We start from the raw sequence: 19,543 nt of genomic DNA, 5'->3' as shown, positions 1-19,543 counted from the left end.
CGGCCAACCGGCTCGTCGAAGCTCTCTTCCGGCATCAAAAGACAGCTTTAACTCTTTGTAGTTCTTGATTTTTATTATAAATCTACAGCTCTGGTATGCTTTCCGGCCAAAGGCTAGGGTCACACCATGCAACTCATCGATATCGGCGTCAACCTGACCAACCCCAGTTTCGCCGACAAACACCAGACGGTACTCGACCGCGCCTATGCCGCTGGCGTCTGCCAATTGGTGCTCACCGGCACCAGTGTCGAAGGCAGTGAACAGGCCCTGGATCTGTGCCAGCAACTGGACGAAACCGGGCAGCGGTTGTTCTCCACCGCCGGTATCCACCCACATTCGGCCAGTGACTGGAATGCCGACAGCGCTCAGCGCTTGCGCAGTTTGCTCAAAGAGCCAAACGTTCGGGCGGTCGGCGAATGCGGGCTGGATTTCAATCGTGACTTCTCGCCCCGTCCGCAACAGGAAAAAGTGCTCGAAGAGCACCTGGCAATGGCCGTCGAACTGCAATTGCCGGTGTTCCTCCATGAGCGCGATGCCAGCCAGCGCCTGCTGGAAATCCTGCGCGACTACCGCGATCAGCTACCGGCCGCCGTGGTGCATTGCTTTACCGGCGAGAAGCGGGCGCTGTTCAGCTACCTGGACCTCGACCTGCATATCGGCATCACCGGCTGGATCTGTGACGAACGCCGCGGCACTCACCTGCACCCGCTGGTCCGCGAGATTCCGCCTGGGCGCTTGATGCTCGAAAGCGACGCGCCGTACCTGTTGCCCCGCAGCCTGCGCCCCAAGCCCAAGAATGGGCGCAATGAACCGGCGTATCTGACCGAAGTGCTGCGTGAGGTGGCCTTGCACCGTGGCGAAAGCCTGGAAGACGTAGCGGCCCACAGCACCGCGTGTGCGCGAGCGTTTTTTGGCTTGCCGTCGGTTGAGTGAGCCCGCCTTCCTCATTGATCCACATCAAAAAGCCCTTCACTGAATAGCGGCACAATACTGGCACCTTGCCAATACTGTTTCCGCTATCAGAGAAGACCTCCATGGGTGCCTGGCTTAGCAATATTTCGCTGAAATACAAATTCTGGGCGGTCAACGCGGTCGCCTTCGTCACCACCCTGTTGCTGGTGCTGTATGCCGTGCAGCTGGAGCAACAAGCACGCAACCAGGCCTCACAACAGTCGGCGGTCGCTCAAGCGCGGCTCATCAGCGGCTGGCCGGTCGGCCAGGCCTTGCCTGAAGCCGAGCATTTCCTGAGCTTCGGCAAAGGCCAGATCCCCCTGCTGAACCAACAGCCATTACCCGAGTTGAACAACGCCAACGGCTGGGTCGACCTCAATGACATGCCACTGTTTGGCGAGAACCCGTTGATCGGTGCCCAGGTGCTATCACGCGCCAATGGTGAACAGATTGCCGTTCTGGCCTATGGCCCGAGTTTGAGTCAGGTGTTCAGCGAACGATTCGCCAACTACGCGGCGGCCGTGTTCATCCTGATGTTGGCGATGCTCGGCGCCTCGCAACTGTTGATCCGTTTTCTGCTCGCCCAACTCAACACCCTCAAGGACGTGATGCTGCACGTCGAAAAAACCGGCGACCTGTCCGCTCGCGTGCCGCTGTCTTGCACCGATGAGGTGGGTCAGATGGCCGGCGCCTTCAACGCCATGCAGGCCGGCTACCAGCGCGTGGTCAACACTGTGGCCCATACCGCCCGCCAACTGGATGTCGGCGCGGCGCGCCTGGCCGCCAGCATGAACGACGTACGCCACGGCATGCTCGGCCAGCAAAGCGAAACCGATCAGGCCGCCACCGCGATCAATGAGATGTCGGCCACGGTCTATCACATCGCTCAACATGCCGGCGCCACTCGCGACCTCTCGCAAACTGCCGACACCCTCGCCGGCAGTGGCCAGGAAGTGGTCAGCCGGGTACAGCAGTCCATCGCCGGGCTGTCCACCGGGGTGCAGCAAACCGCCGAGATGATTCAGCGTCTCGCCGAAGACAGCCAGAAAATCAACGGCGTGGTCAGCGTGATTCACAGCATCGCCGAGCAAACCAACCTGCTGGCCCTGAACGCCGCCATCGAAGCCGCGCGCGCCGGGGAAATGGGCCGGGGTTTTGCGGTGGTCGCCGATGAAGTGCGTAATCTGGCCAAGCGTGTCCAGACCTCCACTGACGAAATCACCAGCATGATCTCCGCGCTGCAAGCCGGTACACGAGATGCGGTGGACTTCATGCAGGAAAGCTCATTCAAGGCCGACGACTGCGTGCAGCAGGCTCAAGAGGCTGGCGCTGCGCTGGCAGAGATCACCGGTGCCGTAGCGCAGATGCGTGAAAGCAACACACAGATTGCCGTGGCGGCGGAACAGCAGAGCCAGGTGGCAGAGGAAATGAACCGCGCGGTGGTGAGCATCCGGGACGTCACCGAGAACACCGTGCAGCAGACCGTGGATTCGGCCACCACCAGCAATGAACTGGCGACGCTGGCGGGTGAGTTGAGCAAGGCGATCGGGCAGTTGAAGCTTTGAGGACCCCATCGCGAGCAGGCTCGCTCCCACATCTATGGTTACCCCCTTTTCTGCAATACTGTTTTTGATGCGTGTTTGGCTTGCTTTCATCTATCCGGCGTCTGTGTGGGGTGGCAACCCCGCGCCTCGATGAGAATCGATGCCTAACGATCCTAATTATTCGAACGGCCTTTCAGCCGTGTGGGAGCTCAGGGTTGTCGTCAGGCCGGTTAGCCGTTCACGTCATCTGTTATCCAGCATCGCAAAACCAGGTGGGTGGTGCTCGGGTGACAGCAGGGTCAGGCGTTCATCGCGGTTGGCCCTGCATCAAATTCAGTGTGGTGGGCAGCAATCGCCCAGGCGATCCTTGCCAGCTTGTTGGCCAGCGCGCAGACCACATGGTTGGAGTGATGGTGGGCCAATAGCTGCCGGACCCAGTCCGCCAGCCAGCCTTTCTGTCGGTCCAGTTGCATCAGGTAAACACGGGCACATTGGACAAGCAGGCGCCGCTGGTTGCGATCACCTCGCTTGCTGATGCCCAGCAGGACGGTCTTGCCGCCCGTAGAATGCTGTTTGGGTATCAGCCCGATTGAGGCCGAATAGCCTCGGCCGCATTTGAACTGCTTGCCATCGCCCAATTCGGCAGCCAGGACGCTGGAGGTGATCGGGCCTACGCAGGGCATGGTCATCAAACGAGCCGCCAGATCATCTTCGGCGGCCTGGCATTCCACTTCCTTGTCCAGCGTCTTGATCTGCCCATCCAGATAGGTGAAGTGCTCCTGCAACCTCGTCAGAAGTTTTTTGATGGGCACAGGAATTGAACTCGCTTCAAGCCGAGCGGGCAGTTCTTTGATGGGCTTGAAGCCTGTGGCCAGACTGACGCCGACCTCCAAAAGCGCTGCGTGAATCCGATTGACGGTCGCGGTGCGCTCTTTGATGAACGAATCGCGTGTCGAGTTGAGCATGGCCAGCAGCTGCTGAGCCTGGGTTTTGGGGTGTACAAAGCGCATTGTTGGACGAGTCGCCGCCTCGCAGATCGCCTCGGCATCAGCGAAGTCGTTTTTGTTGCTTTTCACGTAAGGGCGTACGAGATGCGGGGCAATGAGCTTGGGCGTATGTCCCAGCTTCGCGACCTCCTGCGCCATGAAGTGGGCTCCGCCGCAGGCTTCCATCACAACGGTGCAGGGTTCGAGATTCATCAGGTGCTGCATGAGCGCCGCACGAGTAAACTTTTTGCGGTAAAGCTCATGACCACGATCATCTTGCGCGTGTAGATGGAAAGAGTGTTTTCCCAGATCGATGGCGGCAATAGCTACTTTGTTCATGGCAACGGTCTCCGATGAGCCCCCTGCGAAAGCTTAGTGGGCGATCACAGGGGGCGGCGGGGGTAGCCATTTCATTATTGGAATGCGTACTCCTGTGGGAGCGAGCCTGCTCGCGATAGCGCCAGACCAGTCAACATCAATGTTGGCCATGACACCTATCACACCGATAGCCAGCCTTGATTCGCCGACGACCCTCGCCCCACCTATCCTTCAATCATGTGTTCAACACGGATCGAGGATTACCCACATGGGCAAACGTCACCCCAACCTTCCCGCCTGGCAATGGCGCATGTACCCGCAAAACCACCGGCACCCGACCAATCTGGTGTTGCACCTGATTGCCGTGCCGCTGTTTATCGTGGCCTTTCTGTTGATCGTTTCCGGGGTGTTCGGCCTGAGTATTCTGAACGTCGCCATCGGGGTCGTCGGTCTGCTCGCCGCGCTTGGCTTGCAACGTCACGGTCACAGCCTGGAGGCGCAAGCCTCCGAGCCGTTCAGTGATCGCAAGGATGCGGTGTCGCGCTTGCTGGTCGAGCAATTCCTGACGTTCCCGCGTTTTGTCCTCAGCGGCGGCTGGTGGCGCGCCTGGCGCAAGCGCCATCACCGCTAAGGGGTTTACGCAAAAATAGTCACTGTCTGCCGGCTCAGCGCAATCAACTGCCCTTCGGTGCTCCACAGCGCTGCAGCGGCGTGGCCATATCCGTCACGCGCATGTTCGATTTCAACGAGATATTTGCACCAGTCCAGCGTGCTCAACGCCTGCAACGGCTGAACGAATTCGATGGTCCAGGTCAGGGTGCTGCCCGCCGCCGGTTTCTTCAGGTGCGGCAACAACGCCGGAGGCCAGGCATCCACCAGCGCCAGAATGTGCGCCTCGGTGACCGGCTCGTCCTTGACATCGCCACGCAAGCGAACCCAGCCGCCCATCTCCCGGGATTTATTACCGGTGAACGGCAGACCGCCGACACTCCAACGCATCGCCAGGTGTCGCATGAACTCAGGCGTCACGCCTTTGATGTAGGGCAACTCCTGGCAATCATCCCAGTGTTTCATCTCGGGCGCGGGCGCAGCCACCACCTCGACCTCGGAGGGACGCGAGGCGCCAAAGCTGCCCTGAACCAGGGTCACCACCTGGCCGTTCTGCACCGCTCGTCCCAGCACCTGGCTGACCGCTTTGCCTTCGCGCAGTACATCCACTTCAAAATTCACGGGCACACCCGGTTCGACCGGACCGACAAAGGTGATCGCCAATGAACGCACCGGGCGATCCACCGGGACTTTCGCGCGCATGGCTTCGTACTGCAACGCCGCGACCAGACCGCCGAAACTTGCGCGGCCCTGGGCCCATTCCACCGGAATAGACAGCTCATGTGGCGAACGGCGCACGGCGTCGAGCAAATCGGAAAAGCGCATGGAAACCTCAAGGCTGGAAAAGGATCGAAGGATGTTAACCAGCCAGCAGTGCCTGTACAGCGCCTATTCCGGCCAAAGAGGCTGACAGATAGGCCGCCAACGGCGACGAAAGGCAATCCACGTCAGGCTTTGAAGCAAGCCGATATGAGTTTGTCGAGCACCCGATCGGCGCGACCTTCAGCCTTGGTCATGGTTGCCCGCCAGACGGCCACGCAAGGCAGCAAGTCGGGCTCGTGCTCGGCACGGGCCAACCATTGCCAGCAATCGTGCCAGTCGCCGAGCGCTTCTTGTGCCGACTTGAGACGCGGCATGGCAGCTGTGGGCAAGCGATCCAGTTCCGGATAGGCTTCGATCGCATAGCGCACGCGTTTGATCAACAGACGCAGGCGATGGCGGTCATGCGCGGGATCGTGCAGGGCCATATCCAGCGCTTTCAATTGTTTGGCCAGACGTTTCTCGATGCGTGCACGCAAGCCCTTGAGCAAGCCTTGACGCTGGGAGGCACGCAAAAAGCGCGGGAAGGCGTCGAGGATCATCAATAGCTGCGCCAGTTCCGGGCTACCAGCCACAACCGGATAGGCTTGCGCCATTTGCACCATTCGGCGCTTGGCCGCGTCCGCTTGACCGTGTGCCAGCAAGTACGCCGCCAATACCTCACGGTCGCGTAACGGCGTTGTCAGGCTTCCAACGCCTGACGCTGCTGCCTCAAGCTGCTCGACACCGGGTAAACCGCGCAATGGCCGCAACAAGCTGCGCAAACGGCGAACCGTCGTGCGCAAGTCATGCAGCGCTTCAGAGTCGGTGCTGACGCTCAAGCGCGCCTGGCAGGCCAGCAAACGCACTTCCAGCCCCAACACCTTGGCCACCAACCGATTCACCAACGCAGACATCGCTCTCTCCCAAGTCGACAACCAACATCAGATCGCAAGTTTACGCCCATGCTGGCGGTAAAACCGGGTGCCGACAGTGCGCAAGGTTATGGTGGATTCAACGCCCTGCGCGGGATTCGCGAATATAGAAGCGTGCCTTCTCGGCTTTTTTAGTGCAGCCCTCATAGGCCTCGAACTGCTGCTGGGTCTTGGCCCCGGTCAGCAGCGAAAGCGCCTTGGAGTAACTCACGGTGCCAGCGAAACCTTCGGCCTTGGCAATGTCCAGCTCCTGCCAGGCGGCGTCCAGTTGACTACCGCAACTGTCGCGGTAAGCAGATTTTCCTGCGCAACCGGCAAGCACCAACACGATCAACGGCAGACAGATCCAGGCTTTCATCAATGATTCCTCGAGGTATAAAAAACAATCGTGCAGGTAAGACGGCCAATGCTGCAAAAAGTGCCTTGGTTCCCCATGGAAACTATAGCGCCCGCGAGAATATCCATGTGCCGTTATTGAGTATCGGAAAAACGACGCTAACAGCTTGACCCTGAGTCAACATGATTGAAGCACGCCCCTCAATGGGTGCATTGTTGAAGCCTGTTTGATGAAGGGGCGAGTCATGAAAAAGCGTGTCGCATTGGTGCTGGGTTCAGGTGGCGCCAGAGGCTATGCCCATATTGGAGTTATCCAGGAAATCGAAAGACGCGGTTATGACATTGCCTGTATCGCCGGTTGCTCCATGGGTGCCGTGGTCGGCGGTATCTACGCCGCCGGCAAACTCAACGATTACCGCGACTGGATCGAAAGCCTGGATTACCTTGATGTACTGCGCCTGGTGGACGTGAGCTTTCGTCTTGGGGCGATACGCGGCGAGAAAGTGTTCGGACAGATACGCAAGATCGTTGGCGAAATCAACATCGAGGACCTGCGCATCCCCTATACGGCCGTGGCCACCGACCTGACCAACCAACAGGAAATCTGGTTCCAGGAAGGTTGCCTGCACCAGGCAATGCGCGCCTCGGCGGCGATCCCCAGCCTGTTCACCCCGGTCATGCAAGGCAATCGGATGCTGGTCGACGGCGGCCTGCTCAATCCTCTGCCGATTGTTCCGGTGGTCTCGAGCCATTGCGATCTGATCATTGCAGTCAACCTCAACTCGACCAACCAGCGGCACTATCAATTGCCGGTGATCCAGCGCCCGGCCGCATTCAAAAGCCGCTTCGACAACCTGATCAATTCGCTCGGTTCACGCCTGCCCTTCCGCCGCAAACAGGCCGAACAATTGCTGCTTCTGGAACAGGAAGCACTGCGCAGTGAAGCCGCCGAAATCAACCCCTGGATCGAATCCGCCGAACCCGAGGCGCAACAAGCCGCCGCAGCCCCGGAGGGCGTCGGGGCGCCGAAATCTGCCACGGGTTCATTCATCATCGACAATGTTGGCCCGGCCTCGTTGCTGGACTTGATCAACCAAAGCTTCGAAGTGATGCAAACGTCGTTGGCGCAGTACAAGATCGCCGGTTATCCACCGGACATCCTGATCAACGTGCCAAAGCGGGTTTGCCGGTTTTTCGAGTTCTACAAGGCCCCGGAACTGATCGCGCTGGGACAGGAGATTGCCCGGGATACGCTGGATCGGTATGAGAATGAGCGCGATTGAGGATTTGGAGATTCTCGAGTGACTGTCAGGGCCTCTTCGCGAGCAGGCTCGCTCCCACAGTGAATCTTCACTGTTCACACAATTTGTGCTCAGCACCGAACCAATGTGGGAGCGAGCCTGCTCGCGATAGCGATTCACCAAACAACGCTGGACTACAGGCCAGCCTCATTCAACAACCGATACCCTACCCCCGCCTCGGTCAGGATAAACCTCGGCCGGGTCGGGTCATCCGCCAGTTTCTGACGCAAATGCCCGACCACAATCCGTAAGTAATGGCTGTCTTCGGTGTGGGTCGGCCCCCAGATGTCCTTGAGTAACTGCTGCTGGGTGATGACCCGCCCGGCGTGGCGCGCCAGTTGCGCCAGCACCGAGTACTCCTTGCGGGTCAGCGCCACTTCGGCACCGTCCAGCAATACCCGCCGGTACGCCAGATCGACCGTCAACGGGCCGAACTTGAGCGCCGCTTCCTGGGCTTCCCCCGCTGGAGCCTGCCGCAACAAGGCGCGGATCCGCGCCAGAAACTCCTGAATGCCGAACGGCTTGGTCACGTAATCGTTGGCGCCGCCATCCAGCGCTTCGACTTTCTGCCCTTCGCTGGCGCGCACTGACAGGACCAACACCGGCACCGTCGACCATTCACGGAATTCGCGCAGCACTTGCTGGCCGTCCATGTCGGGCAGGCCAAGGTCGAGCACCAGCAAATCCGGCTTGTTCAGCGCAGCCTGGGCCAGGCCCTCGGTGCCGGTGCCAGCCTCAAGAACTTTGTAGCCCTGGGAGGCCAGGCTGATGCGCAGGAATTTGCGGATCTGCGGTTCATCGTCAATGACCAAAATGGTCGTGGTCTGGCTCATGGTTTCAAATCAGCAAAAAGAAGTGGCAAGGGAAGTGCACGAAGAGTAGCGCAGGCAGCGTCAGGCTTCACTTTCAAAACCCGGTTGCTCCTGCAATGGCAAATGAATGGTGATGCAGGTGCCGCGCCCTTCGATGCCGTCAGCGACACTGATCCGTCCGCCATGGGCGCCGACCATGCCCTGACAGATCGCCAGCCCCAGCCCGGTGCCCTGCCCGCCCCGATCACCTCGGGCGGCGGTGTAGAACATGTCGAAGATCTTCGCGCGTTCCTCTTCGGGAATGCCCGGTCCCTCGTCACTCACGGAAAAAAACAGTTCGCTGTCACTGGCGCCGGCACTCAGCTGCAAACGGCCATGGGCCGGCGAAAAGCGTGCGGCGTTTTCCAGCACATTCACCAGCGCCTGCTCGATCAATGCTGCGTGCACATAGAGCAACGGCAACTCGCTCGGCACATCGGTGCTCACCTGCAACGGCGCCAGCACTGCGCGCAAACGGTTGAGCGAACTGCCGACAATATCCGCCGGCGACACCCAATCGCGCGCCAGCTTCAAAGCGCCGTGGCCCAGGCGCGTCATGTCCAGCAGGTTCTGAATATAGCGGTCGAGCCGTTCGGCTTCATCACGAGTGCCTTCCAGCAACTCACGGCGATCCTCCAGCGGGATCGCCTCGCCCAGCGCCAGCAGGCTGTCGATGCTGCCGCGCATGGACGTCAGCGGTGTGCGCAAATCATGGGACACCGACGCCAGCAAAGCACTGCGCAATTGTTCGGTTTCACCGTGCAGGCGCGCCGCCTCAAGATCATCGGCCAACTGCGCACGGGCCAGCGCTTGAGCCAGTGGCTGACTTAATGCAGTCAGCAAGCGTCGCCGCTGACCACTGAGCTGCTGACCCTCTTTCGGGCAAACGCCGAGCAAGCCCAACGGTCCGTCGTCGACCGACAACGGCCACCACCACCAACGACCGAACGGTAATGTGCCGGTGCCCATGCCGGCCGGTTGATCGTGCTGCCAGGCCCAGTCGGCGGCAGCACGCTCGGCTTCGGAAAACTGCAGCGGGCCACCGGTTTCGACCTTCCAGCCACCCTGCCCGTCCCGGTTAACCAGACACAATTGCAGATCGTTCCAGCCGACCAAGTGTGCCGCCGCCGCGCTGATCACGGCTTGCCGATCGGTGGCGGCGGTGAGCTTGCGCGACAGGTCGAGCAGTTCGCTGGTCTCTTGCTGAGTGTCGCGCAAGGCTTCCAACTGTCGCCGCTGACGCGCCGCGAGATTACCGGTGAGCGCCGCCATCAGCAGGAAAAACAGCAGCGTCAGTACGTCTTCCTCACGCTGAATCGCAAAGGAGAAAGTCGGCGGAATGAACAGGAAATCGTAAGTCAGAAATGACAACGCCGCACACGCCAGCGCTGGCCCGAGGCTGCTGCGTACCGCCACCAGCAACACCGCCGCGAGGAACACCAGCGAGATATTCGGCAGCGGCAAAATACTCGACACCGCCCACGCCAAAGCGCTGGCCAGCACCGTCGCCAACAGCGCCAGCGCATAGTCGAACCAGACCAACGAATGCGCCGAACGCTGGCGCGGCTGATGCTGTTGTTCATCGCTGTCGAGGACGTTGATTTCCAGGCCTCGGGCATTGCGCAACAGGCGTGAGGCCAACCCTCCGCCGAACAGCCGACGGCGCAAACGCTGACGCGACTGCCCGACCAGCAGCAGGCTGGCACGCCGTTCGGTGGCGTGTTGAATCAGGGTTTTCGCCACTTCGCCAGCGCGCAGCAGCACCACTTCGCCGCCCAGCCGTTCAGCCAATTGTTGAGCGCTTTGCAGGCGCAAACGCGATTGCTCGTCGCGCACGCTGCCGTTGTCCACATGCACCAGACTCCACGGCAAATGCCGACGCTGCGCGACCCGACTGGCATGCCGCACCAGACGCTCGGCCTGGGCATCGCCATCGACGCCCACCAGCAAGCGACCGCGCACGGCCGGCGCCGCTTGGCCCAACTGTCGATAGCCGCGACTGAGGTCATCATCGACTTGCGCCGCCGCGGTTTGCATCGCCAGTTCGCGCAATGCCGTGAGGTTGGTTTGGGTGAAGAACGCATCGATCGCCGCTCGCGCCTGCTCCGGCACATAAACCTTGCCATCGCGCAGCCGCTCGAGCAGCTCGCGCGGCGGCAGGTCGATCAACAGCAGTTCGTAGGCTTCTTGCAGCACCCAGTCAGGCAGGGTTTCGCGCACTTGCACGCCGGTAATCCCGCGCACCTGATCGTTAAGACTTTCCAGATGCTGGACGTTGACCGTGGTGTACACGTCAATGCCCGCTGACAACAACTCCTGAATGTCCTGCCAGCGCTTCGCGTGGCGACTGCCGGGGGCGTTGCTGTGAGCCAGCTCATCGACCAGCACCAGTTTTGGCTTGGCTTTGAGCAGGCCATCGAGGTCCATTTCTTCAAGCATCACGCCACGGTATTCCGAACGCACCAGCGGCTGCTGCGGCAAACCGCCGAGCAGCGCTTCGGTTTCCGCCCGACCGTGGGTTTCCACCACCCCGGCGATGACTTTCACGCCTTGGCGCAGCTGGGTGTGGGCGGCTTGCAACATGGCGTAGGTTTTACCGACGCCAGGTGCGGCACCGAGAAAAACCTTGAGCCGGCCACGACCATCGCGGGGCAAATCTGCTAACAGTGCGTCGGCGCGGCCGGAGTCGCTCATGCTTGAAAGTCTCTGTTTGTCTGTTGTTCAGGTGGTGATTGCAAAACCGTCATCGCGAGCAGGCTCGCTCCCGCAGGTTCATCACCGTCCTTGTGGATGCGAGCCTGCTCGCGATTGACGGCCGCACGGTCTTACAACTTCTCCAGCGCGATGTTCAGTTCCAGCACATTCACCACCGGAGGGCCCACCAACGGTTGCTCGATGTGCGCATCCATCAACTGCTCGACCGTCGATATCGGCAGGTTGCGCGCCGCCGCAACCCGCGCCAGTTGATAGGCAATTGCCGCCGGAGGCAAGTGTGGATCAAGGCCGCTGCCAGAGGTGGTCAGCAACGCCAAGGGCACTGGCCCCTGGCCTGGCACCAGCAGTTTGTTGGCATCGTCGATCACCCGGGTCGCGAGCGCCGGATTACTCGGTGCCAGGTTGCTCGCACTGCTCGATACGGTCGCAAATGCGCCCGCCGATGGCCGTGGATGGAACCACGCATCACCGACAAAATCCTGGGCAATCAGGGACGAGCCGCGCACCTTGCCATCGGTGTCACGCACCAGGCTGCCATTGGCCTGATCAGGGAACGCGACCTGGGCAACACCCGTTACCACCAGTGGATAAGCGACGCCGGTGATCAGGGTCATCAGGACAAGCAGGCTCAAGGCCGGACGAATCATAGTAGACATTTCAAAACCCTCGAATCGGAAAACAAATACAGCGGTCTGTCAGCTGCACCGCGTTGCGTTCATCGCGGGCAAGCCTTGCTCCTACGGTCCTGCGTGATTCCGTGGGAGCAAGGCTTGCCCGCGATCGAGCGCGCAGCGCTCGCGTTACACCGTTACACCAAGTGCAGTGCGGTCAGCAGCATGTCGATCAGCTTGATGCCCACGAATGGCACCACGATGCCGCCCACGCCGTAGATCAACAGGTTGCGACGTAGCAGGTGTGCAGCGCTCGCGGCCTGGACACGTACCCCGCGCAGGGCCAACGGGATCAGTCCGACGATGATCAAGGCGTTGAAGACGATGGCCGAGAGAATCGCGCTCTGCGGACTGCTCAGGTGCATGATGTTCAGCACGCCCAGTTGCGGGTAGATCGCCGCAAACAGCGCCGGCAAGATGGCGAAGTACTTGGCCACGTCGTTGGCGATGGAAAACGTCGTCAACGCGCCGCGGGTCACCAGCAACTCTTTACCGATCTGCACTACGTCCAGCAGCTTGGTCGGATCGCTGTCGAGGTCGACCATGTTCGCCGCTTCACGCGCGGCCTGCGTCCCGTCGTTCATCGCCATGCCGACGTCAGCCTGTGCCAGAGCCGGTGCGTCGTTGGCACCGTCACCGCACATGGCGACCAGACGACCGTCGTTCTGCTCGTGACGAATGCGGGCGAGTTTCTTCTCCGGCGTCGCTTCGGCCAACACGTCATCGACACCGGCTTCAGCGGCAATCGCCGCCGCGGTCAGCGGGTTATCGCCGGTCACCATGACCGTGCGAATCCCCAGCTTGCGCAGCTCGGCGAAACGCTCGCGAATGCCCGGCTTGACCACGTCCTTGAGGTGGATCGCACCGAGCAACTTACCCTCGGCACACACCAGCAATGGCGTACCGCCGCTTTGGGCGATCTTGTCGATTTCCCGGGACATCGCCGGCAGTATCTCGGCACGAGTCAGGCCGATGAAGGCCAGCACCGAATCCACCGCACCTTTACGGTAGACCCGACCCTGATAGTCAACGCCGGACAAGCGGGTTTCGGCACTGAACGGTACAACGGTCAGCATCTCGGCGGACGGTTCAGCCTGTGGATAAAGTCCACGCAGGTACTCGACGATTGACTTGCCTTCGGCCGTGTCGTCGGCCAGCGAAGCGAACAGCGCGCCTTCCGCCAGCTCCTTGGCACTGACACCCGGTGCTGCATAAATCGCGGTGCACCGACGGTTACCGAAAGTGATGGTGCCGGTCTTGTCCAGCAGCAACACGTGCACGTCGCCCGCCGCTTCCACCGCACGGCCGGATTTGGCGATCACGTTCAACCGCACCAGACGGTCCATGCCGGCGATACCGATGGCCGACAACAAGCCGCCGATGGTGGTTGGAATCAGCGTCACCAGCAACGCCACCAGAAACACCAGCGGCAGGTTGCCGTTGGCGAAGTGGGCGAACGGCTGCAAGGTCACGACCACCACCAGGAAGATCATGGTCAGGCCGATCAGCAGGATATCCAGCGCCACTTCGTTCGGGGTTTTCTGGCGCTTGGCGCCTTCCACCAGCGCGATCATGCGATCCAGCGTCGATTCACCTGGGTTCGCGGTAATGCGCACCAGCAACCAGTCAGACACCAGTCGAGTGTTGCCGGTGACCGCCGAACGGTCGCCGCCAGACTCGCGAATCACTGGCGCGGACTCACCGGTAATCGCTGCTTCGTTGACCGCGGCAATGCCTTCGATCACCTCGCCGTCACCGGGAATCATCTCGCCGGCTTCGACGCGAACCACATCGCCTTTGCGCAGGCTGACCGCTGGCACTACCTGAAAGCTGCCATCGGCTTTTTTACGCCGAGCGCTCAAGCCTTCGCTGCCGGCCTTGAGGCTGTCGGCGCGAGCCTTGCCGCGACCTTCGGCCAGGGCTTCAGCGAAGTTTGCGAACAACACGGTGAACCACAGCCACAGCGCAATTTGCGCCGCGACAAAAGTCGGCACTGCCGGATCTGGAATCACGCACAACACGGTGGTGAGGATCGCGGTCAACTCGACCACCAACATCACCGGCGAGCGTTTCAACTGCCGTGGGTCAAGCTTGACGAAGGCTTGCACCAGCGCCGGCCGCCACAGGGCCGAGATCGCGGTTTTCGGTTGCTCGACAGGTTGCGCCGGCACAGCGTGCGGCGCGGTTTTTTTCGATACACGAACGGGCATATTCATCATCAAATCCCTCAGAAGCCTAGGCTCAAGTGTTCAGCGATAGGCCCCAACGCCAGGGTCGGCAGGAAGGTCAGCCCCCCCACCAGCAAAATGGTCACCGTCAGCAACGTCACGAACAGCGGGCCGTGGGTCGGGAAGCTGTTCTGGCCAATCGGCGCGGTTTTCTTCATCGCCAGGCTGCCGGCCAGGGCCAGTACCGGGAGGATGTAGCCGAAGCGCCCGATCAACATGCCCAGGCCCAGCATCAGGTTATGGAATGGCGTGTTCGCGTTCAGGCCGCCGAATGCCGAACCGTTGTTGGCACTGGCGGAGGTGTAGGCGTACAGCAACTGGCTAAAACCATGGGGGCCGGGGTTGCTGATCGTTCCCGCAGGGCCAGGCAGGCTCGCCGCAATCGCACCCAATACCAGCACGCCAATCGGCATCACCAGCAAGGTCACCACCAGCAACTGGACTTCCTTGGCTTGCAGTTTCTTGCCGAGGTATTCCGGTGTGCGTCCGATCATCAGACCGGCGAGGAACACCGCGATCAGCACATTGAGCAACATGCCATAGAGGCCGGCGCCGACGCCGCCGAAGATTACTTCGCCGACCATCATGTTGATCAGCGCGACCATGCCGCTCAGCGGGTTGAGGCTGTCATGCATACCGTTGACCGAGCCGTTGGAGGCCGCGGTGGTCGTCACCGACCAGAGTACGGTCGCCGTGGTACCGAAGCGTGCTTCCTTGCCTTCCAGCGGTGCAGTCTGTTCAACCGCGACGTTGTTCAGGGTCGGGTTCGGCTGGTATTCAGCCCACAGCGACACCGCACCACCGATCAGAAACAGCGCGAGCATGCAGGCGATGATCGCCCGGCTCTGACGCAGGTCCTTGACGTAATGGCCGAAGGTAAACACCAGCGCCACCGGGATCAGAATGATCGATCCCATTTCAACCAGGTTGCTCCAGGCGTTCGGGTTCTCGAACGGGTGCGCCGAGTTGACGCCGAAGAAACCACCGCCATTAGTGCCCAGTTGCTTGATCGCAATCTGGCTGGCCGCAGGACCCAGCGGAATCACTTGATCCACACCTTGCATCGTCAGCGCATTCACGTAATGGGCGAATGTTTGCGGCACGCCCTGCCAAACCAGATACAACGCCAGCAACAGGCACAGCGGCAACAGGCCGTAGAGCGTAGCGCGGGTCATGTCGACCCAGAAGTTGCCCAGGGTTTGTGCCGATTTGCGACCGATGCCGCGACACAAGGCAACCAGCACGGCCAGGCCGGTGGCGGCGCTGACAAAGTTCTGCACGGTGAGGCCGATCATCTGGCTCAGGTAGCTCAGGGACGCTTCACCGCTGTAGGACTGCCAGTTGGTGTTGGTCATGAAGCTGACGGCAGTGTTGAACGCCTGCGTCCACTCCTGCCCCGGCAGGTTTTGCGGGTTGAGTGGCAAGTAGTCCTGAAACAACAGGATCGCGAACAACAGCAAAAAACCCGCGAGGTTAAACGCGAGCAACGCCAGGGTGTATTTTTGCCAACTCTGTTCGCTCTGCGGGTCGACCCCGGCCACGCGATAACAACCGCGCTCCACCGGTCCGAGGATCGGTGTCAGCCAGGTGCGCTGGCCTTCCATCACCTTGTAGTAGAACCTTCCCAGGAACGGTGCCGGAACCAGCACCATGGCGAAGAACGCAAGGATCAGCCAATAGTCATAACTGTGCATAGCCGCTCCTAGTGCTGATCCGCGCGCAACAGCGCAACCAATAGATAAATGAACAGTCCCACCGCCAACAGCAGGGACACCCCGTCCAGAACACTCATGGAATTTCTCCGTCGTACGGCGACTGCCGCGTGTGGCGCAATTGTCCGTAGGAAGGCTGTAAAGGAACGAGAGCGAAGGGTTGGGCGCGGCATAAAGAAGGCGTAAAGAGTGGGTTTACGCGCAGGTTACAGCGGCGTGCGGACGCCCTGCCGAGACGATGTTGACCGGTCTTCGATGAGGTGAACCAAGCGGAACAGGCCTAGAATGGAACCACAGAGAAACGCTGTGACTCAAAGTGGATAGGCACGGCGTGACGCGAAACCATTTGCGTCAAAACCTGCCCTTAAGGAGAGCGCTATGCCCTGGTATGCCTGGTTGATTCTGGTGGTTGCTATCGGATCGATCGTCGGTGGCTTGATGTTGCTGCGCGACACCGCGAACAAAGTGGAATTGACCGAGGAGCAACGTAAACGCGTTGCTGAGCGCAACGCCGCAGCGGACGCCAAGGATGCGCAGGACCGTTGACTGAACTGTGGCGAGGGAGCTTGCTCCCGCTGGGCCGCGAAGCGGCCCCAGGAGTCCCCCGCACATTTTCTTCGGATGTAGCGCTTACACTGGAATGGCGCCCGCCGCGCGGTCGAGCGGGAGCAAGCTCCCTCGCCACAAAAACTTCTCTACTTCTCCCACTCGGCCTTGGCGATGTGCAAACCATGCAGGCCTTTATAGGCCGCCCGCTCAGGCTGGCTCCAGCCTTCGAGCAACGTCGGCTCCAAACGATAGATTTCCACGCCCAACGGCCGGCAGACACTTAATGGGTCCTGCGCATTCGGCCCCCACATCGGCAGCGACAAATCGCCCCCCGGGCAGGTCGACAATGCACACAGCAGATCGATCTCGGCGAAGAACTCCAGATAATCGCCCTTCTGCGCCGGACAGGCCTTCATGAAGTACATATCGTCGTGATTGAGCCCCGTGCACTGAAAGATGTTCAGCACGTCATGTACATCAAACTCGGTCAGACCATGAGGTAACACGGCGCGGGTCAGGTTCGAATGGCAATGGTGATGGAAGTCCTCGCCGGTGAGCATTTTGTTCACATAGGGGTCGCAGCGCGTGCCCAGCAGATCGTGCAAACGTCCGCCATGTTCGTCGATGCCATAGTTGGCCAGGCTATCGTCGGTGATGGTCACCAACGGTCGCAGAAAGGGCAGGTTCGACCAGAGCCGGTCATGGGTGCTGACATGAGCGCCCTGCAGTTGCCGGGTCCGCGCAGCCCACAGCCGTTCGCGCGGGTCGTTGGCATTCCAGACGTTGAAGTCCCCCACTTGCGGGCCCACCGGCGTGGTCACACGAAACACATGCCCCGCCGGCACATGCCAGGCGCGTCCGGTGCGGATCGGCACTTCAAATTGCTCGATCAGCGTGCGCCCGGCCGGTGTATCGCGGATCCGCTCGTAGAAGGCTTTATCGACCTGCAACGCCGAGCCCTTACTGACCTGATAAGCCGCGGGATAGTCTTTGTACATGGCGTGAGTCCTCGATCAGTGACGGGAAGGATGGTTGAACAACTCAAGCAATTGCTGTTCGGAATCATCGAGATAATCGCTCAAGGCATCGTAAGCGCCAGGCTTGTCGCCTTCGACCAGCAAGTCGTGAATGTGCCGGTCGCGCTCAAGCCAGGGCGCTTGAAAGCGTGATTCATCGGGCGCCGCACTGAACACCAGACGCAGTTGTGCAACGACGTTGGTAAAGAATTCATCGAACAACGGGCTGCGTAACAAGCCGACAATATGCTGATGAAAACGCAGGCTGTGGGTGCCGACAGCCCGCCAGTCTTCACGCTCGCGAGCCAGTTGCGAGGCCTCAATGGCTTCGATCATGTGATCGGATTGGTATTCGCGCAGCGGTCGGCTGGCACTGATGGCCTGTAACTCCAGCGTGCGCCGGACCTGAAACAGGTCGCGCACCTGATCGGCGCCGAGCTGGCGAACTATCACGCCTTTATTTCGGACATAAAGGGTCAGGCCTTCCTGCCCCAAGCGGTGCAGCGCTTCGCGGATGGTATTGCGCGAGGCGTTGTAGGCAATCACCAGATCACCTTCCACCAACGCCCTGCCTGGCAGCAAACGACCGCCGATGATATCGGCGCGCAACTCCAGTGTGATGTGGTCCGCCAGGGACAGTCCGCTACTCATGCTCATCGCCTCAGGATTGTTCAACAATCGTCAGTCAATGAGCCGTCACTATTCATGCCAGTTGTTAAGTGAAGAGCGCCACTACTTGTAGCGCGAAGCCGCAGCACTCTTCGACAGGTTTGGCCCTAGCGCGTGGCGTGCGGTAACAAAAACATTCCAGTCTGCGGCATCAGGTAATGAAGGAATGGAGATCAACTCACCCTGATCGAATCCCGACAATGCCGCATCGACCATCTCCCCTGCCTCCATCACCATTTCCGCCGGGATAGCGCTGGCATCAATCCCTGAGCGCTCCCAGATTTCGGTGCGCGTCACCCCTGGCAACACCGCCTGAACCTGCACGCCCGACCCACTCAGCTCAGCATTCAACGACTGCGTGAGGCTCAGCACGTAAGCCTTGGTCGCGCTATAAGTCGCGTTGAAACGCTCGGGAATCAACGCAACCACCGACGCCAGATTGATGATCGAACCGCGCCCGACCGTCGAAAAATTCGCGGCTGCCGCAGCAGCCAAACGTGTCACCGCCACCACATTGAGCTGAATCATCCGCTCCAGCTGATCCGTGTCGGCACTGGCCAAAGAGCCATCCGCGGCGATACCCGCGTTGTTCAGCAGCAGGCTGATGCCGGAATCACTGCGCAGACGCTGCTCCACCGCCAACAAATCGGCCTTGAGCGTCAGGTCCGCCTTCAACACCTCGACCTGCACACCATGCTCGGCCCGCAACCTTGTTGCTGCGACCTGCAGACGTTGCTCATCGCGAGCTACCAGCAGCAAGTCAAAACCACGCGCCGCCAACCGCTCGGCATAGACCGCACCAATTCCGGATGAAGCGCCGGTGATCAGGGCGATACCTTTGGACTGGATAGAATTCATAGCTGCAACTCCGGGAAGATGCCTGAGGGATGTTGAATGCCCGGCTCTTGGGGACCTGTACGGGCGACGGTTTTATTATAGGCATAATTAAAACGATATATTACATACGTAATTTTAATTTTCGGACAAAAGGCGGAATTGCTCTGCCTTTCGGGAAACTCGATCGCCAGATCGAGTAGGAGGCGGCTTCACAGCCGCCGTCCTCTCACATACATGGACATACGGTTCCGTATACGGCGGTTCGAAAATCGGCGTGAGTTGTCGCAGCAGAGCCTATTGGATCAGACGATCCACCACACTGGTAATGCCCTGCTGCCTTGTCCCGCCTTTGGTTTTTTGGATTTCGACGGCGCGTACACCTTACGGCTGATACTCGCCGGCCAGCAACCGAGTCTTGAGGATCGGCCAATACGGTTTCACGTAGTCCGCCAACTGCTCGACCGTCATGCCGTCTTTGTCGTAGCGTTCCGTGCAAGTACTGTAAGCGCTCCATGAA

18 protein-coding genes are annotated in these 19,543 nt (G+C 60.3%); 5 read left to right on the top strand and 13 right to left on the bottom strand.

What is annotated here, in order from left to right; genetic code table 11:
* The first annotated feature begins 126 nt into the window (after positions 1 to 126).
* Together HK44_RS20350 and HK44_RS20345 are read left to right on the top strand one after the other, a co-directional pair.
* Entirely contained in the window at positions 127 to 933 is an 807-nt protein-coding gene (locus HK44_RS20350) for a TatD family hydrolase (protein ID WP_019692943.1), read from the top strand.
* Between the two features lie 101 nt (positions 934 to 1,034).
* Positions 1,035 to 2,516: a methyl-accepting chemotaxis protein gene (locus tag HK44_RS20345; RefSeq protein WP_024265093.1), complete on the top strand. Its 1,482-nt coding sequence runs from the start codon at positions 1,035 to 1,037 to the stop codon at positions 2,514 to 2,516.
* A 278-nt stretch (positions 2,517 to 2,794) separates the two neighbouring features.
* Here the strand turns inward: HK44_RS20345 and HK44_RS20340 are convergent, their stop codons facing one another.
* Positions 2,795 to 3,820 (bottom strand): IS110 family transposase, encoded by a 1,026-nt coding sequence (locus HK44_RS20340; RefSeq protein ID WP_024264761.1) that lies wholly within the window; start codon positions 3,818 to 3,820, stop codon positions 2,795 to 2,797.
* Between the two features lie 247 nt (positions 3,821 to 4,067).
* On the opposite strand from HK44_RS20340, the gene HK44_RS20335 reads away from it, so the two are divergent.
* Positions 4,068 to 4,430 carry an Mpo1-like protein gene (locus HK44_RS20335; RefSeq protein WP_019692945.1) on the top strand — a complete coding sequence of 121 codons (363 nt, stop codon included), beginning with the start codon at positions 4,068 to 4,070 and terminating at the stop codon, positions 4,428 to 4,430.
* A 5-nt stretch (positions 4,431 to 4,435) separates the two neighbouring features.
* On the opposite strand, the gene HK44_RS20330 is transcribed toward HK44_RS20335, so the two are convergent.
* From HK44_RS20330 to HK44_RS20320, 3 genes are all read right to left on the bottom strand, one after another.
* Positions 4,436 to 5,233, bottom strand: coding sequence for an acyl-CoA thioesterase (locus HK44_RS20330; protein WP_019692946.1), 798 nt, complete (start codon positions 5,231 to 5,233; stop codon positions 4,436 to 4,438).
* A 122-nt stretch (positions 5,234 to 5,355) separates the two neighbouring features.
* Complete coding sequence (locus tag HK44_RS20325) at positions 5,356 to 6,123, bottom strand: CHAD domain-containing protein (RefSeq protein ID WP_019692947.1); 768 nt, start codon at positions 6,121 to 6,123, stop codon at positions 5,356 to 5,358.
* Positions 6,124 to 6,220: 97 nt separating this feature from the next.
* Positions 6,221 to 6,499 carry a hypothetical protein gene (locus HK44_RS20320; protein WP_019692948.1) on the bottom strand — a complete coding sequence of 93 codons (279 nt, stop codon included), beginning with the start codon at positions 6,497 to 6,499 and terminating at the stop codon, positions 6,221 to 6,223.
* A gap of 223 nt (positions 6,500 to 6,722) precedes the next feature.
* Here HK44_RS20320 and HK44_RS20315 point away from each other — a divergent pair, with 223 nt between their 5' ends.
* A complete protein-coding gene (locus HK44_RS20315) occupies positions 6,723 to 7,760 on the top strand; it encodes a patatin-like phospholipase family protein (protein WP_019692949.1) in 1,038 nt (345 codons plus the stop codon).
* Between the two features lie 152 nt (positions 7,761 to 7,912).
* Here the strand turns inward: HK44_RS20315 and HK44_RS20310 are convergent, their stop codons facing one another.
* The 6 genes from HK44_RS20310 to kdpF form a co-directional block, all read right to left on the bottom strand.
* Complete coding sequence (locus HK44_RS20310) at positions 7,913 to 8,611, bottom strand: response regulator (RefSeq protein WP_019692950.1); 699 nt, start codon at positions 8,609 to 8,611, stop codon at positions 7,913 to 7,915.
* A 60-nt stretch (positions 8,612 to 8,671) separates the two neighbouring features.
* On the bottom strand, positions 8,672 to 11,323 hold the full coding sequence (locus tag HK44_RS20305; RefSeq protein ID WP_019692951.1) for a sensor histidine kinase: 2,652 nt from the start codon (positions 11,321 to 11,323) through the stop codon (positions 8,672 to 8,674).
* 131 nt (positions 11,324 to 11,454) lie between these two features.
* Positions 11,455 to 12,000, bottom strand: coding sequence for a potassium-transporting ATPase subunit KdpC (kdpC, locus tag HK44_RS20300; RefSeq protein WP_019692952.1), 546 nt, complete (start codon positions 11,998 to 12,000; stop codon positions 11,455 to 11,457).
* Between the two features lie 152 nt (positions 12,001 to 12,152).
* Complete coding sequence (gene kdpB / locus HK44_RS20295) at positions 12,153 to 14,231, bottom strand: potassium-transporting ATPase subunit KdpB (RefSeq protein ID WP_019692953.1); 2,079 nt, start codon at positions 14,229 to 14,231, stop codon at positions 12,153 to 12,155.
* 11 nt (positions 14,232 to 14,242) lie between these two features.
* On the bottom strand, positions 14,243 to 15,937 hold the full coding sequence (gene kdpA / locus HK44_RS20290) for a potassium-transporting ATPase subunit KdpA (RefSeq protein ID WP_019692954.1): 1,695 nt from the start codon (positions 15,935 to 15,937) through the stop codon (positions 14,243 to 14,245).
* 8 nt (positions 15,938 to 15,945) lie between these two features.
* Positions 15,946 to 16,035 (bottom strand): K(+)-transporting ATPase subunit F, encoded by a 90-nt coding sequence (gene kdpF / locus HK44_RS20285; protein ID WP_019692955.1) that lies wholly within the window; start codon positions 16,033 to 16,035, stop codon positions 15,946 to 15,948.
* Between the two features lie 298 nt (positions 16,036 to 16,333).
* Between kdpF and HK44_RS20280 the strand changes: the two genes are divergently transcribed.
* A complete protein-coding gene (locus HK44_RS20280) occupies positions 16,334 to 16,501 on the top strand; it encodes a DUF2897 family protein (protein WP_019692956.1) in 168 nt (55 codons plus the stop codon).
* 149 nt (positions 16,502 to 16,650) lie between these two features.
* Here HK44_RS20280 and HK44_RS20275 read toward each other — a convergent pair whose 3' ends face one another.
* The 3 genes from HK44_RS20275 to HK44_RS20265 all read right to left on the bottom strand — a co-directional run bounded on the left by HK44_RS20275 (position 16,651) and on the right by HK44_RS20265 (position 19,047).
* On the bottom strand, positions 16,651 to 17,502 hold the full coding sequence (locus HK44_RS20275) for an urea carboxylase-associated family protein (RefSeq protein WP_019692957.1): 852 nt from the start codon (positions 17,500 to 17,502) through the stop codon (positions 16,651 to 16,653).
* A 15-nt stretch (positions 17,503 to 17,517) separates the two neighbouring features.
* Positions 17,518 to 18,171: a GntR family transcriptional regulator gene (locus HK44_RS20270; RefSeq protein WP_019692958.1), complete on the bottom strand. Its 654-nt coding sequence runs from the start codon at positions 18,169 to 18,171 to the stop codon at positions 17,518 to 17,520.
* Between the two features lie 81 nt (positions 18,172 to 18,252).
* Complete coding sequence (locus tag HK44_RS20265) at positions 18,253 to 19,047, bottom strand: SDR family NAD(P)-dependent oxidoreductase (RefSeq protein WP_019692959.1); 795 nt, start codon at positions 19,045 to 19,047, stop codon at positions 18,253 to 18,255.
* Between the last annotated feature and the right edge of the window lie 496 nt (positions 19,048 to 19,543).

The organism is Pseudomonas fluorescens HK44 (assembly GCF_000217955.3).
GTDB lineage: Bacteria > Pseudomonadota > Gammaproteobacteria > Pseudomonadales > Pseudomonadaceae > Aquipseudomonas > Aquipseudomonas fluorescens_AQ.
The sequence above is the reverse complement of the archived record's forward strand: the minus strand, read 5'-3'. Positions and strand labels throughout refer to the sequence as shown.

Bases quoted from the DNA above. Each gene is read 5' to 3' on its own strand.
- HK44_RS20350 (WP_019692943.1), top strand. From the start codon at position 127: ATGCAACTCATCGATATCGGCGTCAACCTGACCAACCCCAGTTTCGCC.
- HK44_RS20345 (WP_024265093.1), top strand. From the start codon at position 1,035: ATGGGTGCCTGGCTTAGCAATATTTCGCTGAAATACAAATTCTGGGCG.
- HK44_RS20340 (WP_024264761.1), bottom strand. From the start codon at position 3,820: ATGAACAAAGTAGCTATTGCCGCCATCGATCTGGGAAAACACTCTTTC.
- HK44_RS20335 (WP_019692945.1), top strand. From the start codon at position 4,068: ATGGGCAAACGTCACCCCAACCTTCCCGCCTGGCAATGGCGCATGTAC.
- HK44_RS20330 (WP_019692946.1), bottom strand. From the start codon at position 5,233: ATGCGCTTTTCCGATTTGCTCGACGCCGTGCGCCGTTCGCCACATGAG.
- HK44_RS20325 (WP_019692947.1), bottom strand. From the start codon at position 6,123: ATGTCTGCGTTGGTGAATCGGTTGGTGGCCAAGGTGTTGGGGCTGGAA.
- HK44_RS20320 (WP_019692948.1), bottom strand. From the start codon at position 6,499: ATGAAAGCCTGGATCTGTCTGCCGTTGATCGTGTTGGTGCTTGCCGGT.
- HK44_RS20315 (WP_019692949.1), top strand. From the start codon at position 6,723: ATGAAAAAGCGTGTCGCATTGGTGCTGGGTTCAGGTGGCGCCAGAGGC.
- HK44_RS20310 (WP_019692950.1), bottom strand. From the start codon at position 8,611: ATGAGCCAGACCACGACCATTTTGGTCATTGACGATGAACCGCAGATC.
- HK44_RS20305 (WP_019692951.1), bottom strand. From the start codon at position 11,323: ATGAGCGACTCCGGCCGCGCCGACGCACTGTTAGCAGATTTGCCCCGC.
- kdpC (WP_019692952.1), bottom strand. From the start codon at position 12,000: ATGTCTACTATGATTCGTCCGGCCTTGAGCCTGCTTGTCCTGATGACC.
- kdpB (WP_019692953.1), bottom strand. From the start codon at position 14,231: ATGAATATGCCCGTTCGTGTATCGAAAAAAACCGCGCCGCACGCTGTG.
- kdpA (WP_019692954.1), bottom strand. From the start codon at position 15,937: ATGCACAGTTATGACTATTGGCTGATCCTTGCGTTCTTCGCCATGGTG.
- kdpF (WP_019692955.1), bottom strand. From the start codon at position 16,035: ATGAGTGTTCTGGACGGGGTGTCCCTGCTGTTGGCGGTGGGACTGTTC.
- HK44_RS20280 (WP_019692956.1), top strand. From the start codon at position 16,334: ATGCCCTGGTATGCCTGGTTGATTCTGGTGGTTGCTATCGGATCGATC.
- HK44_RS20275 (WP_019692957.1), bottom strand. From the start codon at position 17,502: ATGTACAAAGACTATCCCGCGGCTTATCAGGTCAGTAAGGGCTCGGCG.
- HK44_RS20270 (WP_019692958.1), bottom strand. From the start codon at position 18,171: ATGAGTAGCGGACTGTCCCTGGCGGACCACATCACACTGGAGTTGCGC.
- HK44_RS20265 (WP_019692959.1), bottom strand. From the start codon at position 19,047: ATGAATTCTATCCAGTCCAAAGGTATCGCCCTGATCACCGGCGCTTCA.